General features: G+C 71.0%; 25 protein-coding genes. 11 read left to right on the forward strand and 14 right to left on the reverse strand.

Annotated elements, in window-relative coordinates:
• Positions 1-55: 55 nt before the first annotated feature.
• From VF139_17845 to VF139_17860, 4 genes are all read right to left on the reverse strand, one after another.
• Entirely contained in the window at positions 56-1261 is a 1206-nt protein-coding gene (locus VF139_17845; GenBank protein HEX6853264.1) for an ABC transporter permease, read from the reverse strand.
• Positions 1258-1926, reverse strand: coding sequence for an ABC transporter ATP-binding protein (locus VF139_17850; GenBank protein ID HEX6853265.1), 669 nt, complete (start codon positions 1924-1926; stop codon positions 1258-1260). Before VF139_17850 ends, VF139_17845 begins: the two co-directional genes overlap by 4 nt.
• On the reverse strand, positions 1923-3077 hold the full coding sequence (locus VF139_17855) for an efflux RND transporter periplasmic adaptor subunit (protein ID HEX6853266.1): 1155 nt from the start codon (positions 3075-3077) through the stop codon (positions 1923-1925). Before VF139_17855 ends, VF139_17850 begins: the two co-directional genes overlap by 4 nt.
• Positions 3078-3167: 90 nt before the next feature.
• Entirely contained in the window at positions 3168-3662 is a 495-nt protein-coding gene (locus VF139_17860; protein ID HEX6853267.1) for an ATP-binding protein, read from the reverse strand.
• Positions 3663-3788: 126 nt separating this feature from the next.
• On the opposite strand from VF139_17860, the gene VF139_17865 reads away from it, so the two are divergent.
• Together VF139_17865 and VF139_17870 are read left to right on the forward strand one after the other, a co-directional pair.
• On the forward strand, positions 3789-4256 hold the full coding sequence (locus tag VF139_17865) for an EVE domain-containing protein (GenBank protein HEX6853268.1): 468 nt from the start codon (positions 3789-3791) through the stop codon (positions 4254-4256).
• The gene (locus VF139_17870) at positions 4253-4750 is read left to right on the forward strand and encodes a GNAT family N-acetyltransferase (protein HEX6853269.1); all 498 of its coding nucleotides are present in this window, start codon (positions 4253-4255) and stop codon (positions 4748-4750) included. Before VF139_17865 ends, VF139_17870 begins: the two co-directional genes overlap by 4 nt.
• 201 nt (positions 4751-4951) lie before the next feature.
• On the opposite strand, the gene VF139_17875 is transcribed toward VF139_17870, so the two are convergent.
• From VF139_17875 to VF139_17885, 3 genes are read right to left on the reverse strand one after another with little or no spacing between them, the layout of a single operon-like run.
• Positions 4952-6247: a hypothetical protein gene (locus VF139_17875; protein ID HEX6853270.1), complete on the reverse strand. Its 1296-nt coding sequence runs from the start codon at positions 6245-6247 to the stop codon at positions 4952-4954.
• A complete protein-coding gene (locus VF139_17880) occupies positions 6247-7578 on the reverse strand; it encodes a hypothetical protein (GenBank protein ID HEX6853271.1) in 1332 nt (443 codons plus the stop codon). Before VF139_17880 ends, VF139_17875 begins: the two co-directional genes overlap by 1 nt.
• A 50-nt stretch (positions 7579-7628) precedes the next feature.
• Complete coding sequence (locus tag VF139_17885) at positions 7629-8978, reverse strand: hypothetical protein (GenBank protein ID HEX6853272.1); 1350 nt, start codon at positions 8976-8978, stop codon at positions 7629-7631.
• A 104-nt stretch (positions 8979-9082) separates the two neighbouring features.
• Here VF139_17885 and VF139_17890 point away from each other — a divergent pair, with 104 nt between their 5' ends.
• Entirely contained in the window at positions 9083-10390 is a 1308-nt protein-coding gene (locus VF139_17890) for an MFS transporter (GenBank protein HEX6853273.1), read from the forward strand.
• Between the two features lie 23 nt (positions 10391-10413).
• On the opposite strand, the gene VF139_17895 is transcribed toward VF139_17890, so the two are convergent.
• Both VF139_17895 and VF139_17900 read right to left on the reverse strand, forming a co-directional pair.
• On the reverse strand, positions 10414-10695 hold the full coding sequence (locus VF139_17895; GenBank protein HEX6853274.1) for a 4a-hydroxytetrahydrobiopterin dehydratase: 282 nt from the start codon (positions 10693-10695) through the stop codon (positions 10414-10416).
• The gene (locus VF139_17900) at positions 10692-11204 is read right to left on the reverse strand and encodes a class IV adenylate cyclase (GenBank protein ID HEX6853275.1); all 513 of its coding nucleotides are present in this window, start codon (positions 11202-11204) and stop codon (positions 10692-10694) included. Before VF139_17900 ends, VF139_17895 begins: the two co-directional genes overlap by 4 nt.
• A gap of 24 nt (positions 11205-11228) precedes the next feature.
• Here VF139_17900 and VF139_17905 point away from each other — a divergent pair, with 24 nt between their 5' ends.
• Positions 11229-12779, forward strand: a complete 1551-nt coding sequence (locus VF139_17905) for an alkaline phosphatase family protein (protein ID HEX6853276.1) — start codon at positions 11229-11231, stop codon at positions 12777-12779.
• Positions 12780-12804: 25 nt separating this feature from the next.
• On the opposite strand, the gene VF139_17910 is transcribed toward VF139_17905, so the two are convergent.
• The gene (locus tag VF139_17910) at positions 12805-13884 is read right to left on the reverse strand and encodes a hypothetical protein (GenBank protein HEX6853277.1); all 1080 of its coding nucleotides are present in this window, start codon (positions 13882-13884) and stop codon (positions 12805-12807) included.
• Between the two features lie 124 nt (positions 13885-14008).
• Here VF139_17910 and VF139_17915 point away from each other — a divergent pair, with 124 nt between their 5' ends.
• From VF139_17915 to VF139_17940, 6 genes are all read left to right on the forward strand, one after another.
• A complete protein-coding gene (locus VF139_17915) occupies positions 14009-14923 on the forward strand; it encodes a DUF2167 domain-containing protein (protein HEX6853278.1) in 915 nt (304 codons plus the stop codon).
• The gene (locus tag VF139_17920; GenBank protein HEX6853279.1) at positions 14920-16056 is read left to right on the forward strand and encodes a hypothetical protein; all 1137 of its coding nucleotides are present in this window, start codon (positions 14920-14922) and stop codon (positions 16054-16056) included. Before VF139_17915 ends, VF139_17920 begins: the two co-directional genes overlap by 4 nt.
• Before the next feature lie 118 nt (positions 16057-16174).
• Positions 16175-18055, forward strand: coding sequence for an acyl-CoA dehydrogenase family protein (locus VF139_17925; GenBank protein HEX6853280.1), 1881 nt, complete (start codon positions 16175-16177; stop codon positions 18053-18055).
• Between the two features lie 43 nt (positions 18056-18098).
• Entirely contained in the window at positions 18099-18458 is a 360-nt protein-coding gene (locus VF139_17930; protein ID HEX6853281.1) for a DUF6370 family protein, read from the forward strand.
• 71 nt (positions 18459-18529) lie between these two features.
• Entirely contained in the window at positions 18530-20254 is a 1725-nt protein-coding gene (locus VF139_17935; protein ID HEX6853282.1) for an amidase, read from the forward strand.
• Positions 20255-20261: 7 nt separating this feature from the next.
• Positions 20262-21080 carry a DUF1684 domain-containing protein gene (locus VF139_17940; protein ID HEX6853283.1) on the forward strand — a complete coding sequence of 273 codons (819 nt, stop codon included), beginning with the start codon at positions 20262-20264 and terminating at the stop codon, positions 21078-21080.
• A gap of 3 nt (positions 21081-21083) precedes the next feature.
• Here VF139_17940 and VF139_17945 read toward each other — a convergent pair whose 3' ends face one another.
• From VF139_17945 to VF139_17960, 4 genes are read right to left on the reverse strand one after another with little or no spacing between them, the layout of a single operon-like run.
• Entirely contained in the window at positions 21084-23264 is a 2181-nt protein-coding gene (locus VF139_17945; protein HEX6853284.1) for a TonB-dependent receptor, read from the reverse strand.
• Positions 23265-23299: 35 nt separating this feature from the next.
• Positions 23300-23587 (reverse strand): hypothetical protein, encoded by a 288-nt coding sequence (locus tag VF139_17950; protein ID HEX6853285.1) that lies wholly within the window; start codon positions 23585-23587, stop codon positions 23300-23302.
• Positions 23588-23631: 44 nt separating this feature from the next.
• The gene (locus VF139_17955) at positions 23632-24744 is read right to left on the reverse strand and encodes a DUF1648 domain-containing protein (GenBank protein ID HEX6853286.1); all 1113 of its coding nucleotides are present in this window, start codon (positions 24742-24744) and stop codon (positions 23632-23634) included.
• Positions 24744-25145: a GntR family transcriptional regulator gene (locus VF139_17960; protein HEX6853287.1), complete on the reverse strand. Its 402-nt coding sequence runs from the start codon at positions 25143-25145 to the stop codon at positions 24744-24746. The genes VF139_17955 and VF139_17960 overlap by 1 nt, the downstream gene beginning before the upstream one ends.
• Positions 25146-25262: 117 nt before the next feature.
• Between VF139_17960 and VF139_17965 the strand changes: the two genes are divergently transcribed.
• Entirely contained in the window at positions 25263-26975 is a 1713-nt protein-coding gene (locus VF139_17965; protein ID HEX6853288.1) for a long-chain fatty acid--CoA ligase, read from the forward strand.
• Positions 26976-26996: the final 21 nt, after the last annotated feature.

Below are 26996 nucleotides of genomic sequence, written 5' to 3' on the forward strand. Positions count from 1 at the left end.
CTTCTAAAGTCGATCGGCCCGCGACTTTGGAAGAGAAAGGGGCCTGACCCCTTTTTTACCGGCGCGCCAGCGCGGTGACGGGATCGAGGCGCGACGCGCGGCGCGCGGGGAGCGAGCCGAACGCAACACCCACGACCGCCGACAACGCGAGCGCGCCGACGACGGCCCAGACCGGAGGCTGCGCGGGGAACGCCGGCCACACCACGCGCAGGGCCCGCGTGGCGCCGAAGCCGGCCACGAGCCCCACGACGCCGCCCAGGGCGGAGAGCAGCGTCGCCTCCGTGAGGAACACGGCGAGCACCTGCCGACGCGTCACGCCGACCGCCTTGAGCAGCCCGATCTCCCGCACCCGCTCGGAGACGGAGACGAGCATCACGTTCATGATCCCCACCCCCGCGACGGTCAGCGACACCGCGGCGATCCCGGCGAGCGCGGCGGTGAGGATCGCGAGGATCCTCCCGAACGCGGACAGCACGGCGTCCTGCGTGAGCACGGTGACGTCCTCGACCCCGTCGTGGCGCTCGGTCAGCACGCGCAGGACATCCTTGCGCGCCGCGTCGACCTCCTCGAACGCCGCAACCTCGACGAGGACGCGGAACAGGCCCGACCGGTTGAACAGCTTCAGCCCCGACGCGACCGGGATGTGGATCACTTCGTCGAGGTTCTCGCCCAGCGAGACCCCGCGCGGGAGCATCACGCCGATTACGCGGTAGCGCTCGTCCCCGATGCGCACGATCTCCCCGAGCGGATTCGCCCCGGGAAACAGCTCCGTCGCGATCTTCGCGCCCAGGACCGCCACGCGCGAGCCCCGCGCCTCGTCGCCGGCGGGAAGGTATCGCCCGCTCCCCAGGCGGATGTGCCGGATCTCGAGCAGGTCGGGACTCGTCCCCGCGACGACGACGTCGCGCGAGCGTTCGGCGAAGCGCACCGTCGTCGTCCCGACGACGAGGGGAGCGATCCGGCGGGCCCGCGGCACGCGCCGCCGCAGAGCCTCCACGTCCTCGAGGATGAGGTCGTTGACCGCCCCGCCGAACACCGGCGCCGCGCCGGTGGTTTCGGTCTTCCCCGGGATCAGGATCAGCAGGTTGCTCCCGAGCGCGGTGAACTCCCCGGTGACGTAGAGCCGGGCCCCCTCGCCCAGGCTCGTGAGCAAGATGACGGAGGCGACGCCGATCGCGACCCCGAGCAGGGACATCGCGGTGCGCAGGCGGTGTCCCCGCAAGGCCCCCGACGCGAAGCGCAGCAGGTCGCCGGGGCTCACGCCCGCTCCACGATCCGTCCGTCGGCGAGGCGGACGTGCGTCCTCGCCCGCGCCCCGAGGGCCGCGTCGTGGGTGACGACGATCAAGGTGAGCCCGTCGGCGTTCATCCGCTCGAGCAACCCCAGAACCTCCGCCCCCGATCGGCTGTCGAGGTTCCCGGTCGGCTCGTCGGCGAGCAGGATCGCCGGCCGCATCACGACCGCGCGCGCGATCGCGACCCGCTGGCGCTCGCCCCCCGAGAGCTGGTCGGGCCGGTGATCCGCGCGATCGGACAATCCCACTGCGGCGAGGGCCGCGGCGACGCGCTCGGCCCTTTCGGCGCTCGCGACGCCGGCGAAGACCATCGGCAACTCGACGTTCCCCGCCGCGGTCAGCCGCGGAACGAGGTGGAACGCCTGGAAGACGAACCCGATCTTGTGCCGCCGCACGAGCGAGAGGCGGTCGTCGTCGAAGCCGCCGACCTCCTCCCCGTCGAGGACGTAGGTTCCGGCGGTCGGCCGGTCGAGGCACCCGAGGATGTTGAGGAGGGTGGACTTCCCCGATCCCGACGGTCCCATGATCGACACGTACCCGCCGGACGGGATCTCGAACGACACCTCCTGCAGCGCGCGCACGGGCCTCCCGCCGACGTCGTAGGTGCGGGAGACTCCGGCGAGGGCGATCACCGGTCGGTCTCGCCCTCGACGCGTACGCGGGCGCCGTCCCTGATCTCGGCGCGATCGAGGGTGACGCAGACGGCGTCTCCGGCGGTAAGCCCCTCGAGGACCTCGGTGAACGCCCAGTTCCGGAGCCCGGTGCGCACCTTCCTCTCGACCACGCGCCCCTCGCGCGCGACGAGCACCCGCCCCCCTTCGAGGAGCGCGTAACTCGGCACGCGAAGGACGCCCTCCCGCGCGTCGAGGATCACCTCGACGTCCGCCGACGAACCCGGCACGAGGGTGCGCGCGAACGCGGCGTCGTCGAGCTCGACCTCGATCTCGAAGGTCCGGTTCTGCTCCTCCCGGTCCAGCACGTACGGTGCGACCCGCACGACCTTCCCGCCGAACGACCGTCCGGGGAACGCGTCCATCGTCACCCGCACCGTCCGGCCCGTCGTGACGCGCGCGACGTCCACCTCGTCGAGGGGGGCCGAGACGTAGATCGCCGCCGGGTCGATGAGCTCGATCACGGGCGGGATGGGAACGCCCGGCGGCGACGGCGTGATCCACTCGCCGACCTCCGTCGAGATCTCCGCGATCACGCCGTCGAACGGCGCGCGCAGCGTCGACTTGTCCCGCTGGACGCGCGCGAGCTTCACCGCCGCCTGCGCCTGCCGCGCCCGCGCCTTCGCCGCCTCGCACGCGGAGCGCGCGGTGTCCTTCACGCTCTGCGACTGCTCGAGGAGCGACGGCGACACGATCGACTGCGAGGCCAGCGCGCGGTTGCGCTCGAGGTCGCGGTCGGCCTGCCCGGCGGCGTCGCACGCCTCGCGCGCGGAAGCCTCCGCGGCCTCGGCCGAGCGCTCCTGCAGCGCGACCTGCGCGGCGGGATCGTCGTCGCTCAGCCGCAGGAGCACTTCCCCGGACTTCACGCTCTTCCCCTCGCGTGCCGGAAGCTCGGCGACGCGGCCGCCGATCTCCGTGGAGAGGGTCGCGCGCCGCCTCGACTTGACCGTCCCCGCCTTGCTGTTGGTGACGGTCTCCTCGACGCGTCCCGCCGCGGCGCGGTAAACGGTGACGGGAATCGACTCGGGCTCGAAGACCGTGAATCGCAACGCCACCAGCGCCGCGAGCCCGGCGCCGACGAGCAGCAGGCGCTTCACCCAGGAGGAGCGCATCGACCCGGAATCGTAGCACCCGGCGAAGGGGTCACGTCTTTACCGACGGTTGCAGGACCGGGAACGGCGCGCGGGTGGAGACCCGACCCCTCACGCCGGTTCGGTGCGTCCGGACCCGGCGCGACGGACGCGGGCGCGCTTCTTGAAGAGCACGACCTCGCGCCCCTGCTTGCGCCACTCGACGTAATCCATCAGCTCTTTCATCAGAAAGACGCCGCGGCCGTGCGTGAGCTCGAGTCGGTCTCCCTCGCGAGGATCGGGGACCGCCTTCGGATCGAATCCGGGGCCTTCGTCGCGCACGACCACGAGGAGCCCCCAGTTGCCGCCGCCGTACACGCGGAGGAAGACGCGCTTGTCGGGATCGCCCTCGTTTCCGTGGAACACGGCGTTGGCCAGCGCTTCCCGCAGGGCGATCTCGACCTCGGAACGGGCGTCGAGCCGCACGGACTTCGTCGCGCGCGCGCGCTTGAGCACCTCACGCACGGCGCGGTTGATGGCGGCGGTGTTGCTCTCGATCCGCTCGCGCCATCGCAACTTCAGCGCGTCGCGCCGCACCGGCAACCGCTCTTCACGGTGATCGCTCACGACCCCTCCCCCGACAGGGCGCGAAGGGTAACAGGAATCGACGCTTCGGAAACAACCCCGTCGCGATGTGCTAGGGTTGCCGCAGTCTGAGCGGATCCGGAACGGGCCCGCTATCGGGGGATCGAAGTGGCTCGGCGATTCTGGCTGATGAAGTCCGACCCCGACACGTTCGGTTGGGGCGACCTCGAGAAGGCACCGGGACAAACCACCGTCTGGGACGGAATCCGCAACTACCAGGCCCGCAACACGCTCCGCGACGACGTCCGCATCGGGGACGGCGTCCTCTTCTATCACTCCCAGGCGGACAAGTCGGTCGTGGGGACCGCGACGATCGCGCGCGCGGGTTTTCCGGACCCCACGCAATTCGACCGGAAACACCCGGGATTCGACCCCAAGTCCAAGTCCGACGCACCGACCTGGTACGCCGTGGAGATCAAGCTCGAACGCGCCTTCAGGACGCCCGTCGGCCTCGAGGCCCTGCGTTCGACCCCCGGTCTCGAGGGAATGCTCCTGCTCAAGCGCGGCATGCGCCTGTCGGTGATGCCGGTGACGAAGGAGGAGTGGGCGATCGTCACCCGATTGGGGGGGAAGTGATCCACGTCCCGCCGTCGCCCCCCGCGATCGTCTTTCGCGTCGCCCGCGAGGCCGACCGCGGCTTCGTTCGCTCGCTCAGCCGCGCCCTGTTCTCGCGCTTCGGCGACTACGAGACGATCCTCGACGAGTACTTCGACCTGCGCGAGAACCGGACGGTGATCGCCGAGTCCGACGGCGAGCCGATCGGCTTCTTCATGCTCTCCGACGATCCCCACGCCCGCTTCGTGCTCCACCTTCTCGCGATCGCCGTCGCGCCCGGCCACCAGAGCCGCGGCCTCGGCCGACGGCTGCTGCGCCACGCCCTGCACCTGGCGGAGGAGTCGCTGCGCCCGGGGGAGATCCGCTGGGTCTGCCTCGACGTCGCCGAGGACAACGACCGCGCCCGAAGCCTGTTCAGCTCGGAGGGGTTCGAGCGGGCGGACGGGGAGACGGGGGTGTACCCGGGCGGTCAGGTTTCGTGGGCGATGACGAAGAAGGTGCAGCGGGAGGGGTAGGGGCGGGGACGTTCCAGGCGTACACGGCGTCCTCCCGGGAGCCGGTCCGCCGGAGGGCGAGCGCGTGGAGCTCCGCGGCGAAGCGGTCGTAGATCGCGCCGAGCGGCTCGCGCTTCCCTTCCGCCAGCGTGGCGAACCATGCGCGCGGGGCGCCGTCCTCTTCCGGCGGGATGGTCGCGAACGACCAGACCAGGGCCGCGGTCATCGGCGGACCTCGGGGGCCGGGAGCTCCCAGTAGAACCCGTCGAACCGCGTGGAGGAGAGGATCTCCTTCGTTTCCTCCGGATCGTCCACCCGCTCGAGGCGCGCGGAGCCGTCGGGACGCACGGCGTAGGCGAGGGGGCGCGCCGTGAGTCGATCGATCGCGTTCCCCTGGAGGTTTTCCGGGATTGACGCGGGATACCGTCCGGCAAGCAGACCCTCGCGCCGCAGCGCGAGGGCGGTGCGAAACCCCTCCCGAAGGGTTCGGCTCGCCTGTGATCTTCCGGCGATGTCGAGCAGGTTCGGTACGGCGACGCCCCGCGACCCCAGTGCCGCGCGGGCCTCGGCGGCCCCTTCGATCCAGGGGCGGCGCATCGCCGCGACGAGGGCGCCGCGCTCCTCGAGGAGAGCCGCGCGCTGCAGGTGCCCGTCGAAGTAGAGCTCGACGCGCTCGGACCAGTGGGGTGTGTAGGTCTTGTGGTTCGCGTCGATGGGAGGCAGCTCGCCGCGCAGGACCTCGTTCAAGGTGGCGGCCTCGAGCGCGAACGCTCGTCGCGTCTGCTCTTCGACGTCGATGACGCAGATGCCGCGCTCGAGACGATCGAGGTGGTTCAGCTCGAGGTCGCCACGGCTCAGCAGGTCGCGGCCCAGGAAGAGCTGCATGCGCTCGATCGCGGCGCCGATCATCTGCATCCACAGGATGGGCTCGTGTTCGTGGGATCGTGCGAGCGCGGCGATCTGCTCGAATCGCGCGATCGCGGCGTCGAGCTGGTCGCGTTCGAGGGCCAGTCTTGCGTCGCACGCGAGGGCGCGAGCGGCATCGACGGCGGCCCGCAGATTGGGGATCTCGGTGTGCGAGCCTTCCCGGTAGGAGAAGGACCAGCGCGACCGCGGCCGCGTGGCGCCTCGTTCGATGAGCGCCAGTGCCGGTCGATTCCGGTTCAGGACCTCTTCCACGAGGGCCCGCGCCTGCGCGTCGAGCGCCGAGGGGCCTTCGTCTTCGCAGGTCGCCAGGAGGTCGACCTCGTGGCTGCTGATCGGATGATCCGGGTCGCGAAACACGACCATCGCGTCGATTCCGCGACGGAACCAGGTCGCGGCGTTCTCGAGCATCGGGACGTCCGGTGGGGCGTACTGCGCCGGGATGAGACTGCCGGCGTCTCGCTCGAACTGCTTCGCGACCTCGCTGAAGCGGTACATCCCGTAAATGCGCACACCGAGCCCCGCGGCCAGCGCGAGGGCCGCGAGGAGGAGGACCCCCCGGAGGGCGATCGAGGCCGCACGGCGAAGGGTCATCATTCGGTAAGACGGGTGGGGGCGGGGGGTTTGTCACCGGCTCGCGACGGCGGCGGAAGCGACCAGCTCCACCACGACCGCTTCGCGCTGAGCGTCCGGGCCGCGAACTCTCCCGTCACGGGCGCCGAGAGGACCGCCGAGCCGTCGGCCGCGACCGTCCAAGAGAAGGGTTCGCCGGAGAACGGATCGTCGGACGGTGTGGACGGCGGGTCGAGGCGCGAGGGGTACGCGTCGCCCCCCATCGACGCGAGACGTAAAGCGAGGGCCCGGCGCGCGATCGCGCGTTGCGCTTCGGTGACGGCGGCGCGTTCCAGGGTGAGGCGGTGGAAGGCCGTGAAGTCGCGAAGCCAGGGCGACCACCACGGCGGATCCGCGGCGAGAGGCGCGCGGGTCCGGCTCTCGATCAGCGGCGTCCCGTCGTGGGCCTCGGCCAGCGCCGTCGTGCGGTCCAGGTGGTAGGCGAGCCATCCCTCCCCCGCGACGCTCCAGACCGCGACGCTCATGCCTCGTTGGAAGAGGTTGCCGCTCATGGAGTCGGGGAGCATGCCGTGCCGCTCCATGCTTCGGTGGGTGCACGCCGCGTCCACGGCGATGGCGGTGCGCCACCGCCCGCGCAGGTCCACGTCGAGCAGGCTCGCCGCCGAACCGGTCAGCAGCTCGGCCGGGGCGACCGGGGATCGGACCGCGTCCTGGACCACGGCGAGATGGATCCGCTCGAGCGCGCTGCCGATCGAGACGAACAGCGGGGTGGGCTCCTCCTCGACGGCGCGGGCGAGCCGGCCGAGCGTGGCGATGCGTCGCGTCGCGCGATCGAACTCCCCGTCCGCGATCGCCAGGCGCCCGTCGCAGGCCAGGGCGTGGGCCCCGCGAAGGACCCTGCGCCAGTCCGGCAGCATCGCCTCGAGCCCGAGTCTGTAGTCGATCTTCCAATCCGCGCGCGCGAGCGGAACCGCGGACTCGAACGCCTCGAACGCCGCGGCGTTGCCGGCGAGCGTGGAGCGCACCTCGTCGAGGTTCCACGCGGGGACGACCCCGGGGCCTTCTTCCGCGCAGCGCCGGATCCAGTGGAGGTCGCCCTTGCCGTCTCCTTCGGCGGTTCGGAAGCTCAGGGCTTCGCTCGCGCCGCGGATCTTCGAGGCCGCGTTCTCCGCGTCGGGGACGGGGCCGGGGGCGTACGCTTCGGGCTCGATCGGCCCGACGTCCGCTACGAAGCGCTCGAGGGCGCCCCGGCGCTCGACGGTGCCGACGCTGAACAGCGTGAGCGCCAACGCGGCCACGATTGCGGCGACGACGCCGAGCGTGGCGAGAAGCGTGCGCGTCGATCCGGGCAAGCGTGGCGCCTCCGGAGATGCCCCTATTCGGCCCGCGATCCTCGACCGCGTCAAGGGGCGGGAGGAGGTCCTCCGGGCGCGGGCGAAGGCGCAGGAGGCGGCGTCGGCGCCTTCGGCGGCGGGAGCCGGAACGTCCACCATCCCTCGTCCACCGCGAGAAGCACCTTCGGTGCTTCCCGCGCCGTGGCGGGAGCCGAGAGCGTCGCCGAGCCGTCCGCGGCGACCGACCACGCGAACGGCTCCCCCGAGAACGGATCGTCGGCGGGGGTCGAGGGCGGGTCGAGAGCCGGCGGGTACGTCCGGGTCACGATCGCCTCGAGTCGGATGCCGATCGCGCGGCGGGCGAGCGTGCGCTGCGTCTCGGTCGCCGCGGCGCGCTCCAGCCCGTTCATCAGATTCGGCAGGACGTCGGGGAAGAGCTTCGCCCACCACGGGCGCGGCGCGAGGAGGCTCGCCTCCACCTTCGCCGATCGCGTGGGCACGGTCTCGAACGCGGCGTGAAGGCGCGTCGTGCGGTCGAGGTGCTCCGCCATCCAGAGCTGGCCTGCGATCGACCACAACGCCCGCTGCGCGACGCGCTCCCACGGGCCTGCGGCGTGGTGGTCGCCCGGGGCGCCGGTGCGCTGCAGGGTCCTGTGGATCGCCGCCGCGTCCGCGGCGATGGAGGCACGCCAGCGATCGCGCAGCGGCGCGTCGCCCAGGGAGGCGTCGACGGCCACGAGCGCGTCGGGGGGCATCGCGTCCGACGCGAGCGCGTCCCTCACGACGACGAGCTGGATGCGCTCGACGGCGATCCCCACGAGGAATACGACCATCGCGGGCTCGATCTGGTAGGCGCGGGCCATCCGCCCGAGCGCCTCGATGCGTCGCGTCGCGCGAGCGGCGTCCCCTTCGGCGATCGCGAGGCGGCCGTCGCACGCCAGGGCCTTGGCGAGCCGGATGCCGGCGAGGAGATCCGGGAGGTCCGCTGTGGCGCCGTTCTCGTAGTCGATGTTCCAGCTGGAGCGCGGGAGGGCGATCGCCTTGTCCACGTCGGCGAAGGCGGGCTCGTTGCGCGAGAGGGCGGCGCGCACGGTTTCGAGGCGGTCGGCCGGGATCACGGCCGGGCCCTCCGTCGCGCAGCGCTCGATCCAGTGACGGTCGCCCTCGAGACCGGGGCCGTCCGACTCGAACCGCAGCGCATCGGACCCGCGCTGGATCCACCGCGTGGCGTTCTCGATGTCGGGGACCCGTTCCGGGGCGTATTTCTCGGGCTCGAGCGGGCCGACCTGCGCGACGAACCGCACGGTGGCGGACCGGTGCTCCACGGTCCCGATGCTCACGATCGTCAGCAGCACGATGGCGGTCACGGCGAGGAGGCCGCCGGCGGCGGCGAGAAGGCTGCGAGAGGTGACGGGCATGGTGGTTCCATTCCGCCCCGAGTCGGGCGTCCCGTCAAGGTTCCCGTTGACGGGCGTCGCCCGCATGGTTAGATAAGCGCCCGATTCGGGCCGAAGGAGGACGCGTGGGAGTTCGCGACACGATCCAGGCGATGCGCACGGGGTTCACCCCCAACTTCTGGGTCGCCAATACCCTCGAGTTGTTCGAGCGGTTCGCGTTCTACGGCACGAAGGCGGTCCTCGTCGTCTACATCGCCGACAAGGTCGGGCTCGGCCCGACGGAGGCGACGTGGCTTGCGGGGAGCCTCTTCGGCTTTCTCGTCTTCTTCCTCCCCGCGCTCGCCGGGACGATCGTCGACCGGTACGGCTTCAAGACCAGCCTGTCGCTGTGTTTCGCGATCTTCTCCGTCGGCTACTTCCTGATCGGGCTCGCCGGCCTTCCGGCCGGTCAGCCTCTCGTCGCGGCGCTGGGCGGGGCGCGGTGGTACATGATCTTCGCGCTGATCGTCACCGCGATCGGCGGATCGCTGATCAAGCCCTGCATCGTCGGGACGGTGGCCCGCACGACGTCGGACGTGACGAAGTCGCTCGGCTACTCGATCTACTACACCCTCGTGAACATCGGCGGCTTCTTCGGACCGATGCTGGCGCTGTTCGTGCGGGAGAACGTGGGGATCGCCTGGGTGCTCGTCATGTCCTCGACGACGAGCCTGCTCCTGTTGATCGCGACCCGGCTGTTCTTCTCGGAACCGCCCCGACCGGCGGACATGCCGCCGCCGCGATCGATGGCGAAAGTCGTCGCCGACATGTTCAAGGTCTTCGCCGACCTGCGGTTCATGGCGTTCCTCGTCATCTTCAGCGGCTTCTGGACGATGTTCTGGCAGATCTTCTACTCGCTTCCGCTCTACGTCCGCGACGCCCTGCACTACCCGCGCTTCGAGTTGACCGAGATGGTCGGGCCGTTGACGATCATCTGCACGACGGTCCTGGCGGCGGCCCTCGCGCGGCAGATGCTCCCGATCCGGGCGATGGCGCTGGGGTTCGCCCTGGCGACGGCGTCGTGGTTCGTGATGGGATCGGTTCCGGATTTCTGGGTCACCGTCGGGGCGCTGGCGCTCTTCGCGATCGGCGAGGCGACGCAGGCCCCGCGCTTCTACGAATACGTCTCCGACCTGGCCCCGAGCGATCAGGTCGGGACGTACATGGGGTTCGCGTTCCTTCCCGTGGCGATCGGGACCTTCACCGCCGGGTTGATCGCCGGCCCCCTCGTCGAGCACTACGTCGGACGGACGGTGGACGGAACGCTCGTCCCCGGTCCCGGCGCGGGGAATCCCGGCCAGATGTGGTACTGGGTCGGGGCGATCGGCGTCGTCTCGACGATCCTGATGCTCGCCTACGACAAGCTGCTCGCGCCCAAGCGCACCGCGAGTTGATAAGAAAAAGGGGCCTGACCCCTTTAAAGCGCCTCGACCTTCAGAACCGACGCGAAGTCCTTCTCCGTCAGCCCCCCCGCGTCGTGGGTGGAGTACCGCACGACGCAACGGTTGTACCCGACCTCGAGGTCGGGGTGGTGGTCGGCGGCGTGGGCGATCCACGCGACGGCGTTCACGAACGCCATCGTCTCGTAGTAGTTCTTGAAGCGGAACTCCCTGCGGAGCTCGCGGAACTGGTCGTCGACCGACCAGGCCGCCACGAGCGGCATGCGTCCCGTCACTGCTTCGCGCGTCATCGGTTTCATGGAGCCTCCTTCAGGTCGAGATAGGCGCCGGCGACGAGGTCGCCCTCGGGGATACCGAGCGCCTCCCGATAGGAGTGCACGGCCGTCGTCCCTTCGCCAGCCGACTCGTCGTCCCGCAGGACGTATTCGAGCTCGAGGAAGTCCCCGCGCCCCTCGACCGCGTCGAGGTGGATCCGCATCGCGCCGTCGAGGTACAGAGTGCGCAGCTTGCGCACGACCCCGATCGTCCCGCACGCGGCCTCCATCACGGTCTTCAGGCTCGACGGGGCGGAGGTGCGGTAGATCGCGTAGTCCGACGCCTTCGGCCCCGTCGCGTCGGGGCGGCGGTAGACGATCAGCTCCCCCTCGACGCCGTCGATCACCCTCAGCTTGAGGCGCGCGCCGGGGCAGGCGAAGAACGTGTCCTCCTGCGCCATCGTCCGGACCGCGGGGCCGGCGAGCTCGCGCACCCGTCGCTCGATCGTCACCCGATCGTGCAGCCTCGCCTTGATCTCGACGTTCCGACCCATGGCCCGCAATGTACGCTGTCGCCGATGATCGGGAAACGCGTGTTCGCCGCGGTCGTCCTGCTCGCGGTCGCCGCCTGCGCCCCGCAAGGCACGACGCGTCCCGCTCCCGGGACGCCCTCGGCCCTCGCGGTGCTGATCGTCGTCGACGGGTTCGCCTGGCATCGTGTCGAGGCGTGGAGCGATGCGTTCGATTCCGGGCTGAGGCGGCTGCTCGACGAGGGGCGCGTCCACACGGAATGCCGCTACCGGCACGTTCCGACGGAGACCGGGCCGGGGCACGCCTCGCTGATGACGGGCGTGCCGCCGAACGAACACGGCATCGTCGCCAACGAGTGGTTCGAGCGTGCCTCCGACGGCACGTTGCGCAGGGTCTACTGCGGGGCGCCCCTCGAAGCGGGGAAGGGGGTCGGCCCGTGGCGCCTGGAAGCCGACACCCTCGGCGACCGGCTCGTGAGACGCGATCCGCGCGCGCGCGTGGTGACGGTCGCCGGGAAGGACCGCTCGGCGTTCCTCACTGCGGGGCGCGACCGGCGACACCAGCCGTTCTGGTACGACCCCGCCGAGCGCACCTTCGTCACCGCGCCGTATTACGACGGGATCGGATCGGCGCGGGAGGTGGTGGAGCGGTTCGACGCGGCGCGGGCGGGGGAGAGGCTCGAGGCCACCTACGGGAGGATCTGGTCGCGCCTTCCCCCTCCCGCGGTTTCTCCCGCCAGGCCGCCCGACCCGGCGGCGAAGGCGGCGTACGACCCGTACGTGGGTGCGGACTTCGACTTCGACCTCGCCTCCGCGAAGCGCGGGTACGGGTACGGCTTCACGCGTTCCCCGATGCTCGACCGCGCGCTGGCGGACGTGGCGATCGCGCTCGTCGAGGACGATGCCCTCGGCCTCGGAAGGCGCGGGGCGACCGACCTGCTCGTCGTGTCGTTCTCCGGGCAGGACTACGTGGCCCACGCGTACGGCCCCGACACGGAGCCCGCATTCGACGCCGTGCGCCGTCTGGATCGCGACATCGGCGATCTGCTCGACGCGCTCGTGCGCCGCGTCGGCCGCGAGCGACTCGTCGTCGGCCTCTCGGCCGACCACGGCTTCTGCCCGATCCCCCCGAGCGGGGCACGACGCTTCGACGTCGACGTCGCGCTGGTCGAGCTCAACGCCGCGCTCCCCGAGAAGGTGGCCGCGTTCGACGGCTCGGGGGTCTGGTACGCCGCGGGCGCCGACCGCGCGAAAATCGATGCGGCGATCGGGGCCGCGGCGGGCGCGGTGTGGGGGAGCTGGATCGACGAGTTGATCCCCGTCGCGTCCATCGCCCACCGTCACGACGAGCGCGCCGAGGCGATTCGCGCTTCCGACTTCCCGGGCCGATCCCCCGATGCGGTCGCCTTCCCGAAGCCCGGCTTCATCCCCGACTGGTACGAGGGGAGGGGATCGACCCACGGATCGGTCCAGGAGTCCGACCGCCACGTCCCGATGATCCTGTGGGGGGCGGGGGTTCAGGCGGAGCGGCGATCCGAAGCGACGACGCCGTACCGGTTGGCGCCGGAGATGGCGGAGGCGTTGCGGATTCCCTGGTAACCCGTCGTTTTTCCCTTCGAACGGGTCACGCCGTCGGGAACGGCACCGGATCGCAACCGTCGGTGAACGACGCCACCCGCTCCGCGGGGCGCCCCTTCGGAGCGAGCGTGGCGAGCAGGTCCTGCACCTCGCGGTCGCCGGTGTAGTCGGCGAGGGCGGGCTTGAGCTTGCGCAGCACCGCCATCCGCGCCCGATCGACGACGCCGGGCTCGGCGAGGGTCACGAGGTAGTGGCGCAGCCACTCCGCCCGGAAGATCGTGAGGTGGAGCCCGAGGGGCTGCGCGATCGCGAGCCCCGCCTCGGCGAGCCGGGCCGCTTCGTCGGGCGCCCCTTCGGCGAGCGCGACCCGCGCGAGCCCGACCGTCCACGCCGCCTCGACGGCGGGGATTTCCGCCTCGCGGGCCTCCTCCGCGGCGCGACCGACCCAGTTGCGGGCGTCGGGGAGTCGGCCGACCTCCATCAGGCACATGCCGACGCTGCCCGCGGCGATCGCCGCGTTGGCGTAGTCGGCATGCCGGCGGCACAGGTTGTAGGCCTGCATGAACGCCTGGCTCGCGTCCTCGTGGGACTGCTGGGACCACAACAACCGGCCCTGCGCCGCGAGCGCCCACGCGGAGATCGGCCCGTCGATTCCGGCCGAGGCGGCCCCCGCGACGTCCGCCGAGAGCTTGGCGAGCGGGCGATTGCCGGCGAGCAGGTGGAGCTCGCTGAGCACGATGTGCGCTGCGGCGTGGACGTCGGGGGATTCCGAGGCGGTGGCGATCGATCGCTCCGCGATCCGTTTCGCGTCGACCAGTTTGCCCGCGCGACGAAGCGCCGCGGCGTGGCGGACCTCGATCTCCCCCTGCAGTCGCGCCCCTTCGGCGTCGTCGGGGGGACCGGCGGCGGCCAGCCGATCCAGGATCCCCGCGTAAGCCACCGCCGCGTCCGCGAACGACCCGCGCCGGAACGCCTCGGCCCCCGCGCGATCGAGGTCCTCGAGGCTGCGCTCGGGGGCCGCCGCGCGTCGCGGAACGCCCTTGGCCGACCGCTTGGGGGCGGCCGCTCGGCCGCGTCGCGGGGCCTGCGCGGGCCGCTCTTTTCTCGCCGCCGCTTTCTTCGCCATGTTCGGAATCGGGAGTCTATAACGGTGACCCCCCCTTTCGATCCACCGTTGATCGACGGGTCCGGCCTTCCTAAGATGTCCTCGACGGTCCCGCCCGCCCGGGAGGCTTACCCAAGGGGGTTCCATGCTCCATCGTGCCGTGCGCCGCTTTCTTCCGTTCGCGTGGATACTCGTCGCGTCGCCGTTCCTCGTCGTCCCCACGCTTGCTCAGCAGGACGAGGCCGCCGACCCGAACCCGTTCTCGAAGATCCCCTGGACCGAGGGTCCGGCGGTGGGCAGGCTCGGAGATCGAGCCGAGCTCGACGTTCCCGAGGGGTTCCTGTTCTCCGGGGCCGAGGGTACGAGGCAGTTCCTCGAGCTCACGCAGAACATCCCCTCCGGCCGCGAGCTCGGCGTCCTGTTGCCGATCCCCCGCGAAGGCGACACATCGGGAGGCTGGTTCGTCATCTTCGAGTTCGCCGACGTGGGGTACGTCAAGGACGACGAGAAGGACAAGCTCGACGCGAAGGCGATCCTCGAGTCCATCCGCGAAGGGACGGACGCGGGGAACAAGGTCCGCTCGGAGAAGGGGTGGCCGACCCTCGAGATCGTCGGCTGGGAGAAGGAGCCCTTCTACGACACCCGCTCGAACAACCTCACGTGGGCCGTGCGGAACCGCTCTCAGGGGGCCGACGGCGTGAACTGGTCGACGCGCCTGCTCGGCCGCGAGGGGTACATGAACGTCGACCTCGTCCTCTCGCCGGAAGACGTCGCCGCCGTCGTGCCGCGATTCGAGAGCGTGATGGGGACCTTCCGTTACGTCTCCGGCCACTCCTACGCGGAGTTCCGCAAGGGGGACAAGATCGCGGCCTACGGGCTCACCGCGCTCGTGGCCGGCGGCGCCGGCGCCCTCGCCGTCAAGACGGGGATCCTCCAGAAGTTCTGGAAGCTCATCGTCGGCGTGCTCCTCGCCGCGGGAGCCGGACTGAAGAAGCTGTGGGACCGGTTCCGCGGGGAGAGCCGGATCCCCGAACCTGGCGATCCCGCCGCGCGGGGATGACCGAGACCCAGACCTTCTTCGCGGTGCTTCTCGCGGTCTACGCGTACGAATGCCTGGCGATGGTGCGTCGCGACGCCGTGGGGTTCCGAACCTCCGGCACCGGGACGATGCGTCCCCGCGCCGTCGCCGATTTTCCCGGCCCGAGGCGCCGGGCGATCGTCGCGGCCTGGCCGCTTCCGCCCCTGGGCGTCTTCGCGGCGGCGTCGCCGTGGCCGTTCTCGCTGGCTCCGGAAGGGGTCGTCGCCTGGACGATCGCGGCGCCGAACCCCGGGCGTCGCCCCGAGTCGACGGGGGTCCTCGCGCGGTTCGACGCCGTGGCGAGGTTCTCGTCGGCCGACCGGAAGGTGCTGGCCGACGGCCGGCTCCTCTGCGAAGCGGACACGGCGCGGGAGGCGGCCGTCCTCGCTGCCGTCCTCGAGCGCGTCCGCGCCGCATCCGCCGCGCGGCGCGGCGCGCGCATCGAGGCCGAGATCGAGCGTTCGCTCGACGACGGGGAGGCGGGGCGCCGTCTCGAGGCGTTTCGCGGGAAGACGCGCGCGGCGCGGGTTGCCGCGAATCTCCTGGTGATCCACGTCGCCTTCGTCGCGCCGATCGTCGCCTCATGGCGGGGGCTCGCCTGGGGGTGGAAAGGGCTGCTCACCGTGGCGGTCCTGCTCGCGGCGGCGACGGTCGCGGCATGGGTCCGGGCGCATCGCGGCGTTCGTGGGGCGAAGCCGGCCGTCTCGGAGGTGGTCGCGCTCGCCCTCACTCCGCTCGCGGCGGCGCGCGGGCTCGACTCCTTGTCGAGGGACCTCTTCGCGGGGATCCACCCCGCCGCGGTCGCACGCGTCGCCTGCGCACCGGAGGACGCCGATCGGCTCGCCGCATTCACGCTGCGGGACGCCTTCCGGCCGCTTCCCGGGGAGGCGCCGGACGCCGGGTCCGCGACGATCGCCGCCTGGCACCACGAGCGCTGGCGAGGCGCCCTGGAGTCGGCGGCCCGGCGCTGGGGGATCCCGCCGGAGCGCGCCTCGGGCCCCCCGGACCCCGAAGGGGCGGGAGGGGTGGCCTATTGTCCGCGATGCGCCACGGTTTTCACCGTGGAGGGGGGAGGCTGCGCCGATTGCGGCGGACTCCCCCGGTTGCGCTTTTAGGTCTGGCAGCCGTGCGACGCTCGGCCTAAATTGGGGGGCGTCGCGGACCCTCATCCGCATCTTCCTCGACGGCTCCGGAGGCCGATGCGGCCGGCAACCCCGCGCTTTCGAGGGCGTCATGAGCACGCAGCCGACCCCCCAGCCCCACGTGACCGAACAGGAGTCGATGCGCGTCGCCGAGGCCGCGCGCCAGAAGGAATGGAAGGAGCCGAGCTTCCTGAAGGAGCTGTTCCTGGGCGACTTCCAGCTCCGACTCATCCGGCCCCTACCGGACACCATCAAGGAACGGCCCGAGTTCAGCGCGTACTACGCGAAGTTCAAGACGTTCCTCGAGGAGCAGGTCGACCCGGTCGAGATCGACGAGAAGGGGGAGTACCCCGATCACGTGGTCGAGGGGCTCCGGCGGATGGGCGCGTTCGGAATGAAGATCCCGACCGAATACGGCGGCCTCGGGTTCACCCAGGTCGAATACGGCCGGATGATGGAGCTCGTCGGCAGCTACGACGGGAACATCTGCGCGCTGCTCTCCGCGCACCAGTCGATCGGCGTTCCGCAACCGATCAAGATGTTCGGCACGAAGGAGCAGAAGGAGCGGTTCCTTCCGCGCTGCGCGAAGGGGGCGATCTCGGCGTTCGCGCTGACCGAGGACGGGGTCGGATCGGATCCCGCGCGCCTGGCGACGACGGTGGAGCCCACCGCGGACGGCAAGGGATACGTGATCCACGGCGAGAAACTCTGGTGCACCAACGGCACCTGCGCCGAGCTGTTCGTCGTCATGGCCAAGCACAAGGACTCGAAGAAGATCAGCGCCTTCGTCGTCGAGGCGTCGGCGCCCGGCGTGAGCGTCGTCCACAAGTGCCGGTTCATGGGGCTGCGCGCGATCGAGAACGGCGTCATCAAGTTCGACCGCGTGACCATCCCGAAGGAGAACCTGATCGGCCAGGAGGGGCAGGGGCTCAAGATCGCGCTCGTGACCCTCAACACCGGGCGTCTGTCGATCCCGGCGGCGGTGACGGGAATCGCGAAGGTCAACGTCGAGACCTGCCGCAAGTGGGCGTCCGAGCGCGCGCAGTGGGGCGCGGTGATCGGCAAACACGAGGCGATCGCGCACAAGATCGCCGACATGGCGGCGACCACCTACGCGATGGAGTCGGTCTCCGATCTCGCGAGCCGGATGTCCGACCGCGGCGGGTACGACATCCGCCTGGAGGCGGCGGCGGCGAAGGAGTTCAACACCTTCCGCGGCTGGGAGGTCGCCGACGAGACGATGCAGATCCGCGGCGGCCGCGGGTACGAGACCGAGCGGTCGCTGGAGGCGCGCGGCGAGGCCCCGATGCCGGTCGAACGGGCGATGCGCGACTTCCGGATCAACAAGATCTTCGAGGGCTCGTCCGAGATCATGCACCTGTTCATGGCCCGCGAGGCGGTGGACAAGCACCTCGAGATCGCCGGGGACCTCATCGATCCGGAGAAGACCGGCGGGGAGAAGTTCTCGGCGCTGATGCGCGCGGCGGCGTTCTACGCGGTCTGGTATCCGGGGCGCTGGTTCGGCTGGGGGCTCTGGCCCCGCTACGCCGGATTCGGGAAGCTCGCGCCGCACCTGAGGTTCGCCGAGCGGTCGTGCCGGAAGCTCGCCCGGTCGGTGTTCCACGGGATGATCGTCCACGGTCCCAAGCTCCAGAAAAAGCAGGCGTTCCTCTTCCGGCTCGTGGACGTCGGCCTCGAGCTGTTCGCGATCTCGGCCTGCTGCTCGCGGGCGCGCGCGATGCGCGACGAGCGCAACCCCGACACGGCGCGCGCCGAGGAGCTCGCGGATCTGTATTGCCGGAACGCGCAGCGCCGGGTGAAGCGGCTGTTCAAGGACCTCTGGAACAACGACGACGTCCTCAAGTACCGGGTGGGGCAGCACGTGCTCGACGGCACCCACGCCTGGCTCGAGGAGAACTCCATGGGGGCCCTCCCCGTCCGGCTGCGGGAGAAGCAGGGCGTGAGCGCGTAGCATCGAACGGGTCTAGGATGTGCGGCTGAAAGGAGACCTCTCGATGCGCAAGATGTTCTTCATGGCGGCGCTCGCCGTCGCGGCTCTGATTCTCGTCCCCATGGCCGTCGCCGGCGAAGGCCACGATCACGGCGCCGCCGGCAAGGAAGTCACCGTCACCGGCAAGATCCTGTGCGCCAAGTGCACGCTCAAGAAGGCGGACGCCAAGGGCTGCCAGGACGTCCTGGTCGCCGACGAGGGCGGCAAGTCCGTCGAGTACTACCTCACCAAGAACGACGTCGCCGAGAAGTACGGGCACGTCTGCCAGGGCGAGAAGGCGGTCGTCGCCACGGGCACCGTCATGGAGAAGGACGGCAAGACCTGGTTGACCGCTACCAAGATGGAAGCCCCCACGAAGGGCTGATCCGTCCCGGGCGGTCGGCGATAATGCGGCGGCGGGGTTTCCCGCCGCCGTTCTTCTTTTCGAGGTGCCCCGTGTCGCTCACCCGCCGTCGCGCCCTCGTCGCCTTCGCCACCGCCGCCGCCGGCTCCGCCGTCTTCGGCCGCGCGCTCGCGTCGGTCGCCGGGAGCAGCCCCGAGGTCACCGACGCGATGATCCGCGAGGCGTCGTGGGTCTCCGGCGTCCCGCTCGACGAGGACAAGCGCAAGCTGCTCGCGAAGGGGCTCGCGCAGCTGCAGGAGGGGTTCGCGGCGATGCGCGCGGTCGCCGTGGACAACGCCGTGCCTCCCGCGTTGTTCTTCGACGCGACGCCGGGGGCGGCTGCCGTTGCGGAGACGGGGGCGGGAACGACGGCATGGTCTCCGCGCGGCGGCTCGCGGCCGAAGACCGACGACGATCTCGCGTTCGCGTCGGTCGGGACGATCGCGGGGCTGCTGAAGTCGAAGAAGCTCTCGTCGACGGAGCTGACGAAGCTCTACCTCGCCCGGCTGAAGCGGTTCGACCCCAAGCTCCTCTGCGCGATCACGATCACCGAGGAGCTCGCGCTGAAACAGGCCGAGGCGGCCGACCGCGAGCTGTCGAAGGGGGTGTGGCGCGGCCCCCTCCACGGGATCCCCTGGGGGGCCAAGGACCTGATCGCCGTGCCGGGGTATCCCACCACCTGGGGCTCGGTCCCCTTCAAGACGCAGGTGCGCCCCGAGAAGGCGACGGTCGCCGAGCGCCTCGAGCGCGCCGGTGCGGTGCTCGTCGCGAAGACCGCGGTGGGGGAGCTCGCCTGGGGCGACGTCTGGTTCGGCGGGATGACGCGTAACCCGTGGAAGATCGAGCAGGGCTCGAGCGGCTCCTCCGCGGGGTCGGCGAGCGCCGTCGCCGCGGGGCTCGTCGGGTTCGCGATCGGCACCGAAACGTGGGGGAGCATCGTCTCGCCGTGCACGCGGTGCGGGGTGTCGGGATTGAGGCCGACCTTCGGGCGCGTCGGGCGATCGGGGGTGATGGCGCTCGCGTGGTCGATGGACAAGCTCGGGCCGATCGCGCGCTCGGTCGAGGATCTGGCGCTCGTCTTCGCGGCCATCCACGGCGCCGACCCGGGCGATGCGGCTTCGGTGACGCGTCCGTTCGCCTGGCCTCCGCGGCGCGATCCGAAGTCCATCCGCCTCGGCTTCGTCCCGGCGTTGTTCGACTTCGACTACACGCAGTGGGGGGAGAACGACGAGGAGCGGCGCCAGCTCGCGGAGTGGAAGGAGTTCGACCAGCGCTCGCTCCGGACCCTCCGGACCCTGGGTTACGACCTCGTTCCCGTGGAGCTTCCCGGAAGCCATCCGGTCGATCCGCTGCAGGTCATCCTCACCGCCGAGGCGGCGACCGCGTTCGACGAGCTCACCCGCTCGGGACGCGACGGCGAGCTCGTCCGGCAGGTCGAGCAGGCGTGGCCCAACGTCTTCCGGCAGGGGCAGTTCGTTCCCGCCGTCGAGTACCTGCGCGCCAATCGCATCCGGACCCTCGTGATGCGGGCGATGGAGGAGGTCTTCCGCAAGGTGGACGTCTACGTCGTGCCGTCGTTCGGGGGAGACAACCTCCTGCGGACCAATCTCACCGGGCACCCGGCCGTCGTCGTCCCGAACGGGTTCGGCGCCGCCGATGGAACCCCGACGAGTCTCACCTTCCAGGGGCCGCTCCACGGCGACGACCTTGTCCTCGCCGTGGCCCAGGCCTACCAGCAGGCCACCGACTTCCACCGGCAGCGGCCGCCGGGGTTCTGAGGGAACGATGACGACGATCCTGTTGGCCGGTTGGCTGCTCGCGGCCCCCGCGGCGGAGGACTTCGCGGCCGAGACGCGCGCGTGGCGGGAGCGCCGGATCGAGCGCCTCCGGAGCGAGACGGGCTGGCTCTCCCTCGTCGGACTGCATTGGCTCGAGGAAGGCGAGAACGCGATCGGGACCCTTCCCGGGACCTGGATCCTCGAGGGAGGGAGGGTTCGCGTGAAGGCCGACCCCGCCCTCGGGCTCACCGTGGACGGGAAGGCGGTCGGCGAGGCCAGCCTCGTGAGCGACCTGAACGAGAACCCCTCCGCGATCCGGCTCGGGGAGGTCCGCGCCCAGCTGATCGAGCGCGGGGAGCGGTTCGCGATCCGCGTGCGCGATCCGAAAAGCCCGGTGCGGGCGGGCTTCAAGGGGATCGACACGTACCCGCCGGACGCGAGGTTCCGCATCGTCGCCGAGTGGGAGCCCTACGCGACGCCGAAGGAGATCGACGTCCCCAACGTCCTCGGCACCGTCGACAAGGCGCGGGCGCCGGGGGTGGCGAGGTTCACGGTGAACGGCGTGCCGTGCGCCCTCGAGCCGATCCTCGAGGAGGGGGACACGCCGCTGTTCTTCATCTTCAAGGACGCGACCAGCGGGAAGGAGACCTATCCCGCCGGCCGCTTCCTCTACGCCGCGGCGCCGAAGGACGGGAAGGTCGTCCTCGACTTCAACCGCGCCTACAACCCGCCCTGCGCCTTCACCCCCTACGCGACCTGTCCGCTCCCTCCGAAGCACAACCGCCTGACCGTCGCGATCGAGGCGGGGGAGAAGACCTGGCACTGACGCTCAGAACGTCAGCCGGTACGACAGGCTCAGGTCCCGACCGGTCAGGGGCACCTCGTCCTTGAACCGCGACCCGTGGTTCCGGGCGAGCTCGTCGGTGAGGTTGACGCCGCGCAGGATCAGGTCGTGGACCGTCCGACCCGCGACGATCCGGTATCCCACCGCCGCGTTGAGCCAGGTGGTCCCCTCGGTCGGCGTTTCGAGCGGGGCGACGCGGTCCTGGTCCCCGGTCCGGAGCACCTCGAGGTTGCCCCACAGCTTCGGGCCCTGGTACCGGACCGCGACGCCGTAACGCGCGGCGGGGATGCGCGGGAGCGGCGTCCCGTCCCCGAGCTCCGCACGCACCGTGTCGTAGCGCAGGTCGAGCTCGACGTGGTGCGGCTCCGAGTGGAACAGCTCGACGTGGACGAGCGCCTCGAGTCCGCGGAACTCCGCGTCGCCCTGCGTGAACCGGTAGATCGGAAGGCCGCTGTCGACGTCCACCTCTCCCGTGGCGCGGTCGTAGATGTAGTCGTCGAAGTCGTCCCGGAAGAGGTTGACCTCGCCCCGCACCCTGCCGGCCAGCCGCCGAACCGACAGGTCGACGCCCAGGCTCGCTTCCATCCCGAGGCCGTCGTCGCCGATCTCGAAGGCGAAGGTCGCGACGTGGGGGCCGTTCGAGTACAGCTCCTCGGGGGTCGGAAGTCGCGCGGAGCGCGCGAGCGTCAGCGCGACCGACCAGTCTCCGGCGGGTTTCCACACGGCGCCGGCGGAGGCGCTGAGCGCGTCGAAGTCGCGGTCCTGCAGCGTCGGGTCCGACGAGTCGGTCTGCTGGCGCTCCCAGCGCGCGCCGAACTCCCCGAGGAGCTTGCCGCGGCCGATCTCCTCGAACACGAACAGCGCCTGCGTCTTCGTCGTCGTCGGCTGGACGTAGGCCTCGTCGCCCTCTGCCCTGAAGTCGCGATCGGTCAGATGGACTCCGAAGTTCCCCTCGAACGCCCCCAGCCGCCGGTGGAGGAGCTCCGCCCGCGCCTCCCAGCTGTCGTTGGAGAACCGGGTCCCGACCTCGTCGCCCTCGAGCTCGACGTGTTCGTAGTCGGACGTGCCGGCCCTTGCCCGGATCGAGCGCAGGAACCCCGCCGGGACGTCGTATTCTCCGCGCAGGTCGACGCGTGTCTGGTCGAGGTCGATGCGCACCTCCTCCTCGACCGCGGAGCCGTAGTTCGACGCGAAGTCGGTGTAGGCCACGCCCACGAACCCGTTCGGGCCGACGTAGGACGCCCCCACGGTGCCGCGCCGGGTGTCGAGGTCGCTGTTGGCGAGCGTCCCCTCGGGGGTGTCGAGGTCGTCCGCGCCGCGGTCGAGGTAGCCGACCTGCCAGGCGAAGCGACCGGCGCCCCCGCCGAGGTCGGCGCTCGCGGCGCGCTCGTCGGCGGCGGAGCCGACGCGGGCGCCGACCGAGCCCTCGATCCGCTGCGTCGGCACGTGGTCGGGGACGCGGCCGTCGAGCACGTTCACGACCCCTCCCACGGCGCTGCTTCCGTACAGGAGGGTCGCCGCGCCGCGCACGACCTCGATCCGGTCGGCGCCCATGGGGTCGTAGCTCACCGCGTGGTCCGGGCTGACGTTCGAGGCGTCGGCGGTGCCCAGGCCGTCCTCGAGGATGCGCACGCGGTCCCCGGTGAACCCGCGGATCACGGGCCGGCTCGCCCCCGGCGCGTAGTAGTTCGAGCTGACTCCCGGCTCCTGGGCGAGGGTCTCGCCGAGCGTCGCCTGCGCCCGCCGCTGCAACTCGACCCCCTCGAGGATCGCCACCGGCTGCGCGACCTCCGCGAGGCTGCGGGCGTCGGCGCTCGCGCTGACGACGATGTTCTCCTCGTGGATCCCGAGGTCGATGCGCACGCGCAGCGGCGTGGCCCGCCCTTCCACGACGTCGACCTCGGCGACGGCGGTCCCCCAGCGCGGGCTTTCGACACGGACGTGGTAATGGCCGCCGGGGACGCCGTCGAAGCGGAAGGCCCCGGCGGCGTCGGTCTGGGCGCGGCGACGCAGCTCGACGAGGGTCACCCTCGCGTCGGCCGCGGGCTCGTCCTGCGCGTTGACGACGACGCCGAGGACCGAGCCGTCGGCGGAGCGGGACGGGGGAGCCAGACTCACGGAAAAGAACAGGACGGCGGCGAGCGCCGCGAAGCGACACGCGAACATGGGAGCTCTCCTCGACGAATGGAAACGGAAAGGAATCAGGCTTCGTCGGAGGGGCGTGCGGGCGGGGCGCGGGCCGGGGCGGTCTCGGCGACGAGGCGATCGGAAGCGGTTCGAGGCTCGAGGAAGCGGACGACCGCGAGGGCGGCCGGGGCGGCGACGCCGCTCGGGGCGGGGGCGGCGGCGGCCGGGGCGCTCGCCGCCTGGCAGACCGCGCAGTCGGTCGAGGGACCCGCGTGGTGGTGGAGCGCGGCGCCCAGCGAGACCAGGACCACGCACGCGATTGCGAGCAGGGCCGTCGGGAGGAAAGCACGGGCGCGCGCCATGGCGGCGGAGGATTTACACGGGCGATCCCGGATCGTCAAGGGTCTCAGTCGCCGGAGGTGAAGGCCACGACCATGACCGCGACGATGAAGAGGAGGTAGCCGACGAGCGCCCCCACGGCCCAGCGGTTCCCGAAGTTGACCGTGTACCCGAGCCCGAAGCGGTGCTCGACGAAGAACGACGGGTCGTCGGGAGCGTAGTAGAACAGCCCGAGCTTCCACGCGCGGTCGTCGGCGAGCCCGTCGGCCAGCGGTGCCGCGGCGGCGCGCCCTTCGAGTCGCGCTCCCCCCTGGCCGTACCGCACCGCCAGGTAGAGCGCTCCGCCGAGGGCGATCACGAAGAGCGCACCCGCCCCGACCATTGTCTCGGGGCCGAGCGCCTCGCGCGCTCCCCGCGCGACGTCGATCGACCCGACGGCGAGCGAGCCGAGGAGCACGCTCGTGACGATCGCCACCAGGGAGAGGAACCGCGCGGTCGCATTCCGGAATCGGGACTGCGCCCACTCGGAGACGGCCGTCTGCTCGGTCCGCAGGGCGCGTTTCGCCCTGGTGGTCATCACGGCGGTGCCGGCGACGATCAGGCCCATCGCGATCGCCATCACCGGCATGAGGAACACGACGGCCGCCGACTTGTTCGACCAGTCGTCGGGCTCTCCCGAGATCCCGAAATGGGTCGGGATGCGGTCGGGAAGCGCCGGGTAGTGCGCGAAGGTGTGGGCGAGGGCGAATCCGCCCGTCAGGACGGCGACTCCCATCGCGACCCAGGGGAGCCGCGTCGGCGGAGCGACCTCCCCCCCGATCGTCGAAACGGACACCGGACGCTCGACGCCGCGGCCGAGCTCGCGCGCCCGGCGGTGGGCGCGCAGGTACGCGAAGAACGCCGGAACCCCGAGCGCCATTCCGGGGGCGAGCGAGGCGGGCGACTTCGGGAAGAACGCCGCGAGCGCCGCGGTGGCCGCCAGGCTCGCGACGGTCACGATCGTGATGTCCCGGTACCAGCCGGCGGTGATGGCGCGCGCCCGGTCCGACACCCCCCGTTCCGGGCCGACGTAGGCACCGAACAGCAGGCCGCGCCGCCCGAGCCGGGGGTACAGGAACAGGAACCCCGCGGTCAGGGCGACGGTCACGAACCCGAGGACGTGGATCACCACGGTGTCCATCACGAGCCTCCTGAGCCCGATCCGCCGGCTTCGAGGGCGCGGCGGAGCGCGGATTCGATCTCTTCCGTGGAAAACCCCGCCTGGCGCATCCGTGCGACGAGCTCCCGCATCTCGATCGCGAACCCCTCGCGCGCCGCCCGGGGCGCGCGCCGCGCGGGGGCCGCGACGACCGCCCCCTCGCGCTCGCGCAGCTGGACGAACCCCTCGTCCTCGAGCAGCCGGTATCCGCGGGCCACGGTGTTGAGGTTCACGCCGAGGTCCGAGGCGAGCGAGCGCACGGGGGGGAGGCCGGCGCCCGGCTCGAGCAGCCCCGAGGCGATCGCCTCCCGCACCTGCCGCGCGATCTGGACGTAGACGGGCTCCTCCCCGTCCCGGTCCACGCGAAGCACGAACGCGCCCATGCCGCGATTGTATACCAAAAGATATACAGCCGCCGCCGCGCGGCGTCGGAATCCTTGCCTGCCGACCCCCGCGCGCGTGTAGCATTCGTCTTCGAGTTCCACACGGAGGGGAAGCCCATGGAACGCAGCTGGACCCGCTTCTACGACCCGGGCGTGCCGAAGTCGCTCACGATCCCGGAGATCACGCTTCCGGATCTGCTCGACGTCGCGGCGAAGGAATGGCCCGACAAGATCGCGGTGCGGTTCTTCGTCAACCCCAAGCTGCCGTCGTCGACGATGACGTACCGGCAGCTCCAGGTGGCGTCGCAGAAGTTCGCGACGGCGCTCTTCCAGCTGGGCGTGCGCAAGGGGGACCGCGTCGCGGTCATGCTGCCGAACTGCCCGCAGTTCGTGGTCGCCTTCTACGGCGTCCTGCGCCTGGGCGCCATCGCGGTCAACACGAACCCGCTCTACGTCTCCCGCGAGATGAAGGAGCAGTTCGCCGACGCGGGGGCGGAAACGGTCATCCTGCTCTCGACGTTCTTCCCGCGCCTTCGCGAGATCCACGCCGCCACCAAGGTGAAGCGCGTGATCGTCGTGGACATCGCCAGCCCGCTGTCGTGGCCGGTGCGGCAGATCGTGCATCTCGCCCAGAAGAAGGCGGGCGAATACGTCGTCGTGAAACCCCAGTCGGACATCTTCTATTACGAGCACCTGCTCGATCACTACCCGCCGAGCCCCCCCGGCGCCGACCTGAAGCCCGGCGACGTGGCGCTGTTCCAATACACCGGCGGCACGACGGGAATCCCGAAGGCGGCGATGCTCACGCACCGCAATCTCGTCGCGAACACGCTCCAGGTCGGGGCGTGGTTCTGCAAGTCCGAGCGCGGGAAGGAGACCTTCCTCGGCGCGATCCCGTTCTTCCACGTCTACGGGATGACCGCCTGCATGATCTACGCGATCTCGATCGGCGCCGAGATCGTCGTGATTCCGCGCCCGCGCCCCATCGACATCGTGCTCGACACGATCGCGAAGACCAAGCCGACGATCTTCCCGGGCGTGCCCACGATCTACGCCGCGATCAACAACCACCCGAAGGTGAAGGACTACGACCTCCACTCCATCAAGTACTGCCTGAGCGGCGCGGCGCCGCTCCCGGTCGAGGTGCAGGAGCAGTTCGAGCGGATCACCGGCGGCAAGCTCGTCGAGGGGTTCGGGATGAGCGAGCTGTCGCCCGTGTCGCACTGCAACCCCCTCGAAGGCAAGCGCAAGGCGGGCTCGATCGGGATCCCGGTGCCGGAGACCGAGTCGAAGATCGTCGACCTCGAGACGGGCGAGGACGTCCCCATCGGCAAGGAGGGGGAGCTCATCGTCCGCGGTCCCCAGATGATGCTCGGGTACTGGAACCGGCCCGACGAGACGGCGAGGACGATCCGCAACGGCTGGCTGCACACCGGCGACATCGCGAAGATGGACGACGACGGGTACACGTTCATCGTGGACCGCGCGAAGGACATGATCGCGGCCTCGGGTCTCAAGGTCCTCCCGCGCGAGGTCGAGGAGATCCTCTACATGCATCCGAAGGTCATGGAGGCGGTCGTCGCCGGCGTTCCCGATCCCTATCGCGGGGAGACGGTGAAGGCGTACGTCGTCCTCAAGACCGGCGAGTCCTCGACCCCGCAGGAGATCCAGGACTTCTGCCGCCTGCATCTCGCCCCCTTCAAGGTTCCGACGGCGGTCGACTTCCGCACCGAGCTTCCGAAGACCCTCGTCGGGAAGGTGCTCCGGCGGGTGCTCGTGGACGAGGAGAAGAAGAAGATCGCCGACGCGAAGGAAGCCGCGAAGGAGTAGGCGATGGCGGCGGGACGGACG

Source organism: Candidatus Polarisedimenticolaceae bacterium (assembly GCA_036376135.1).
Lineage (GTDB): Bacteria > Acidobacteriota > Polarisedimenticolia > Polarisedimenticolales > DASRJG01 > DASVAW01.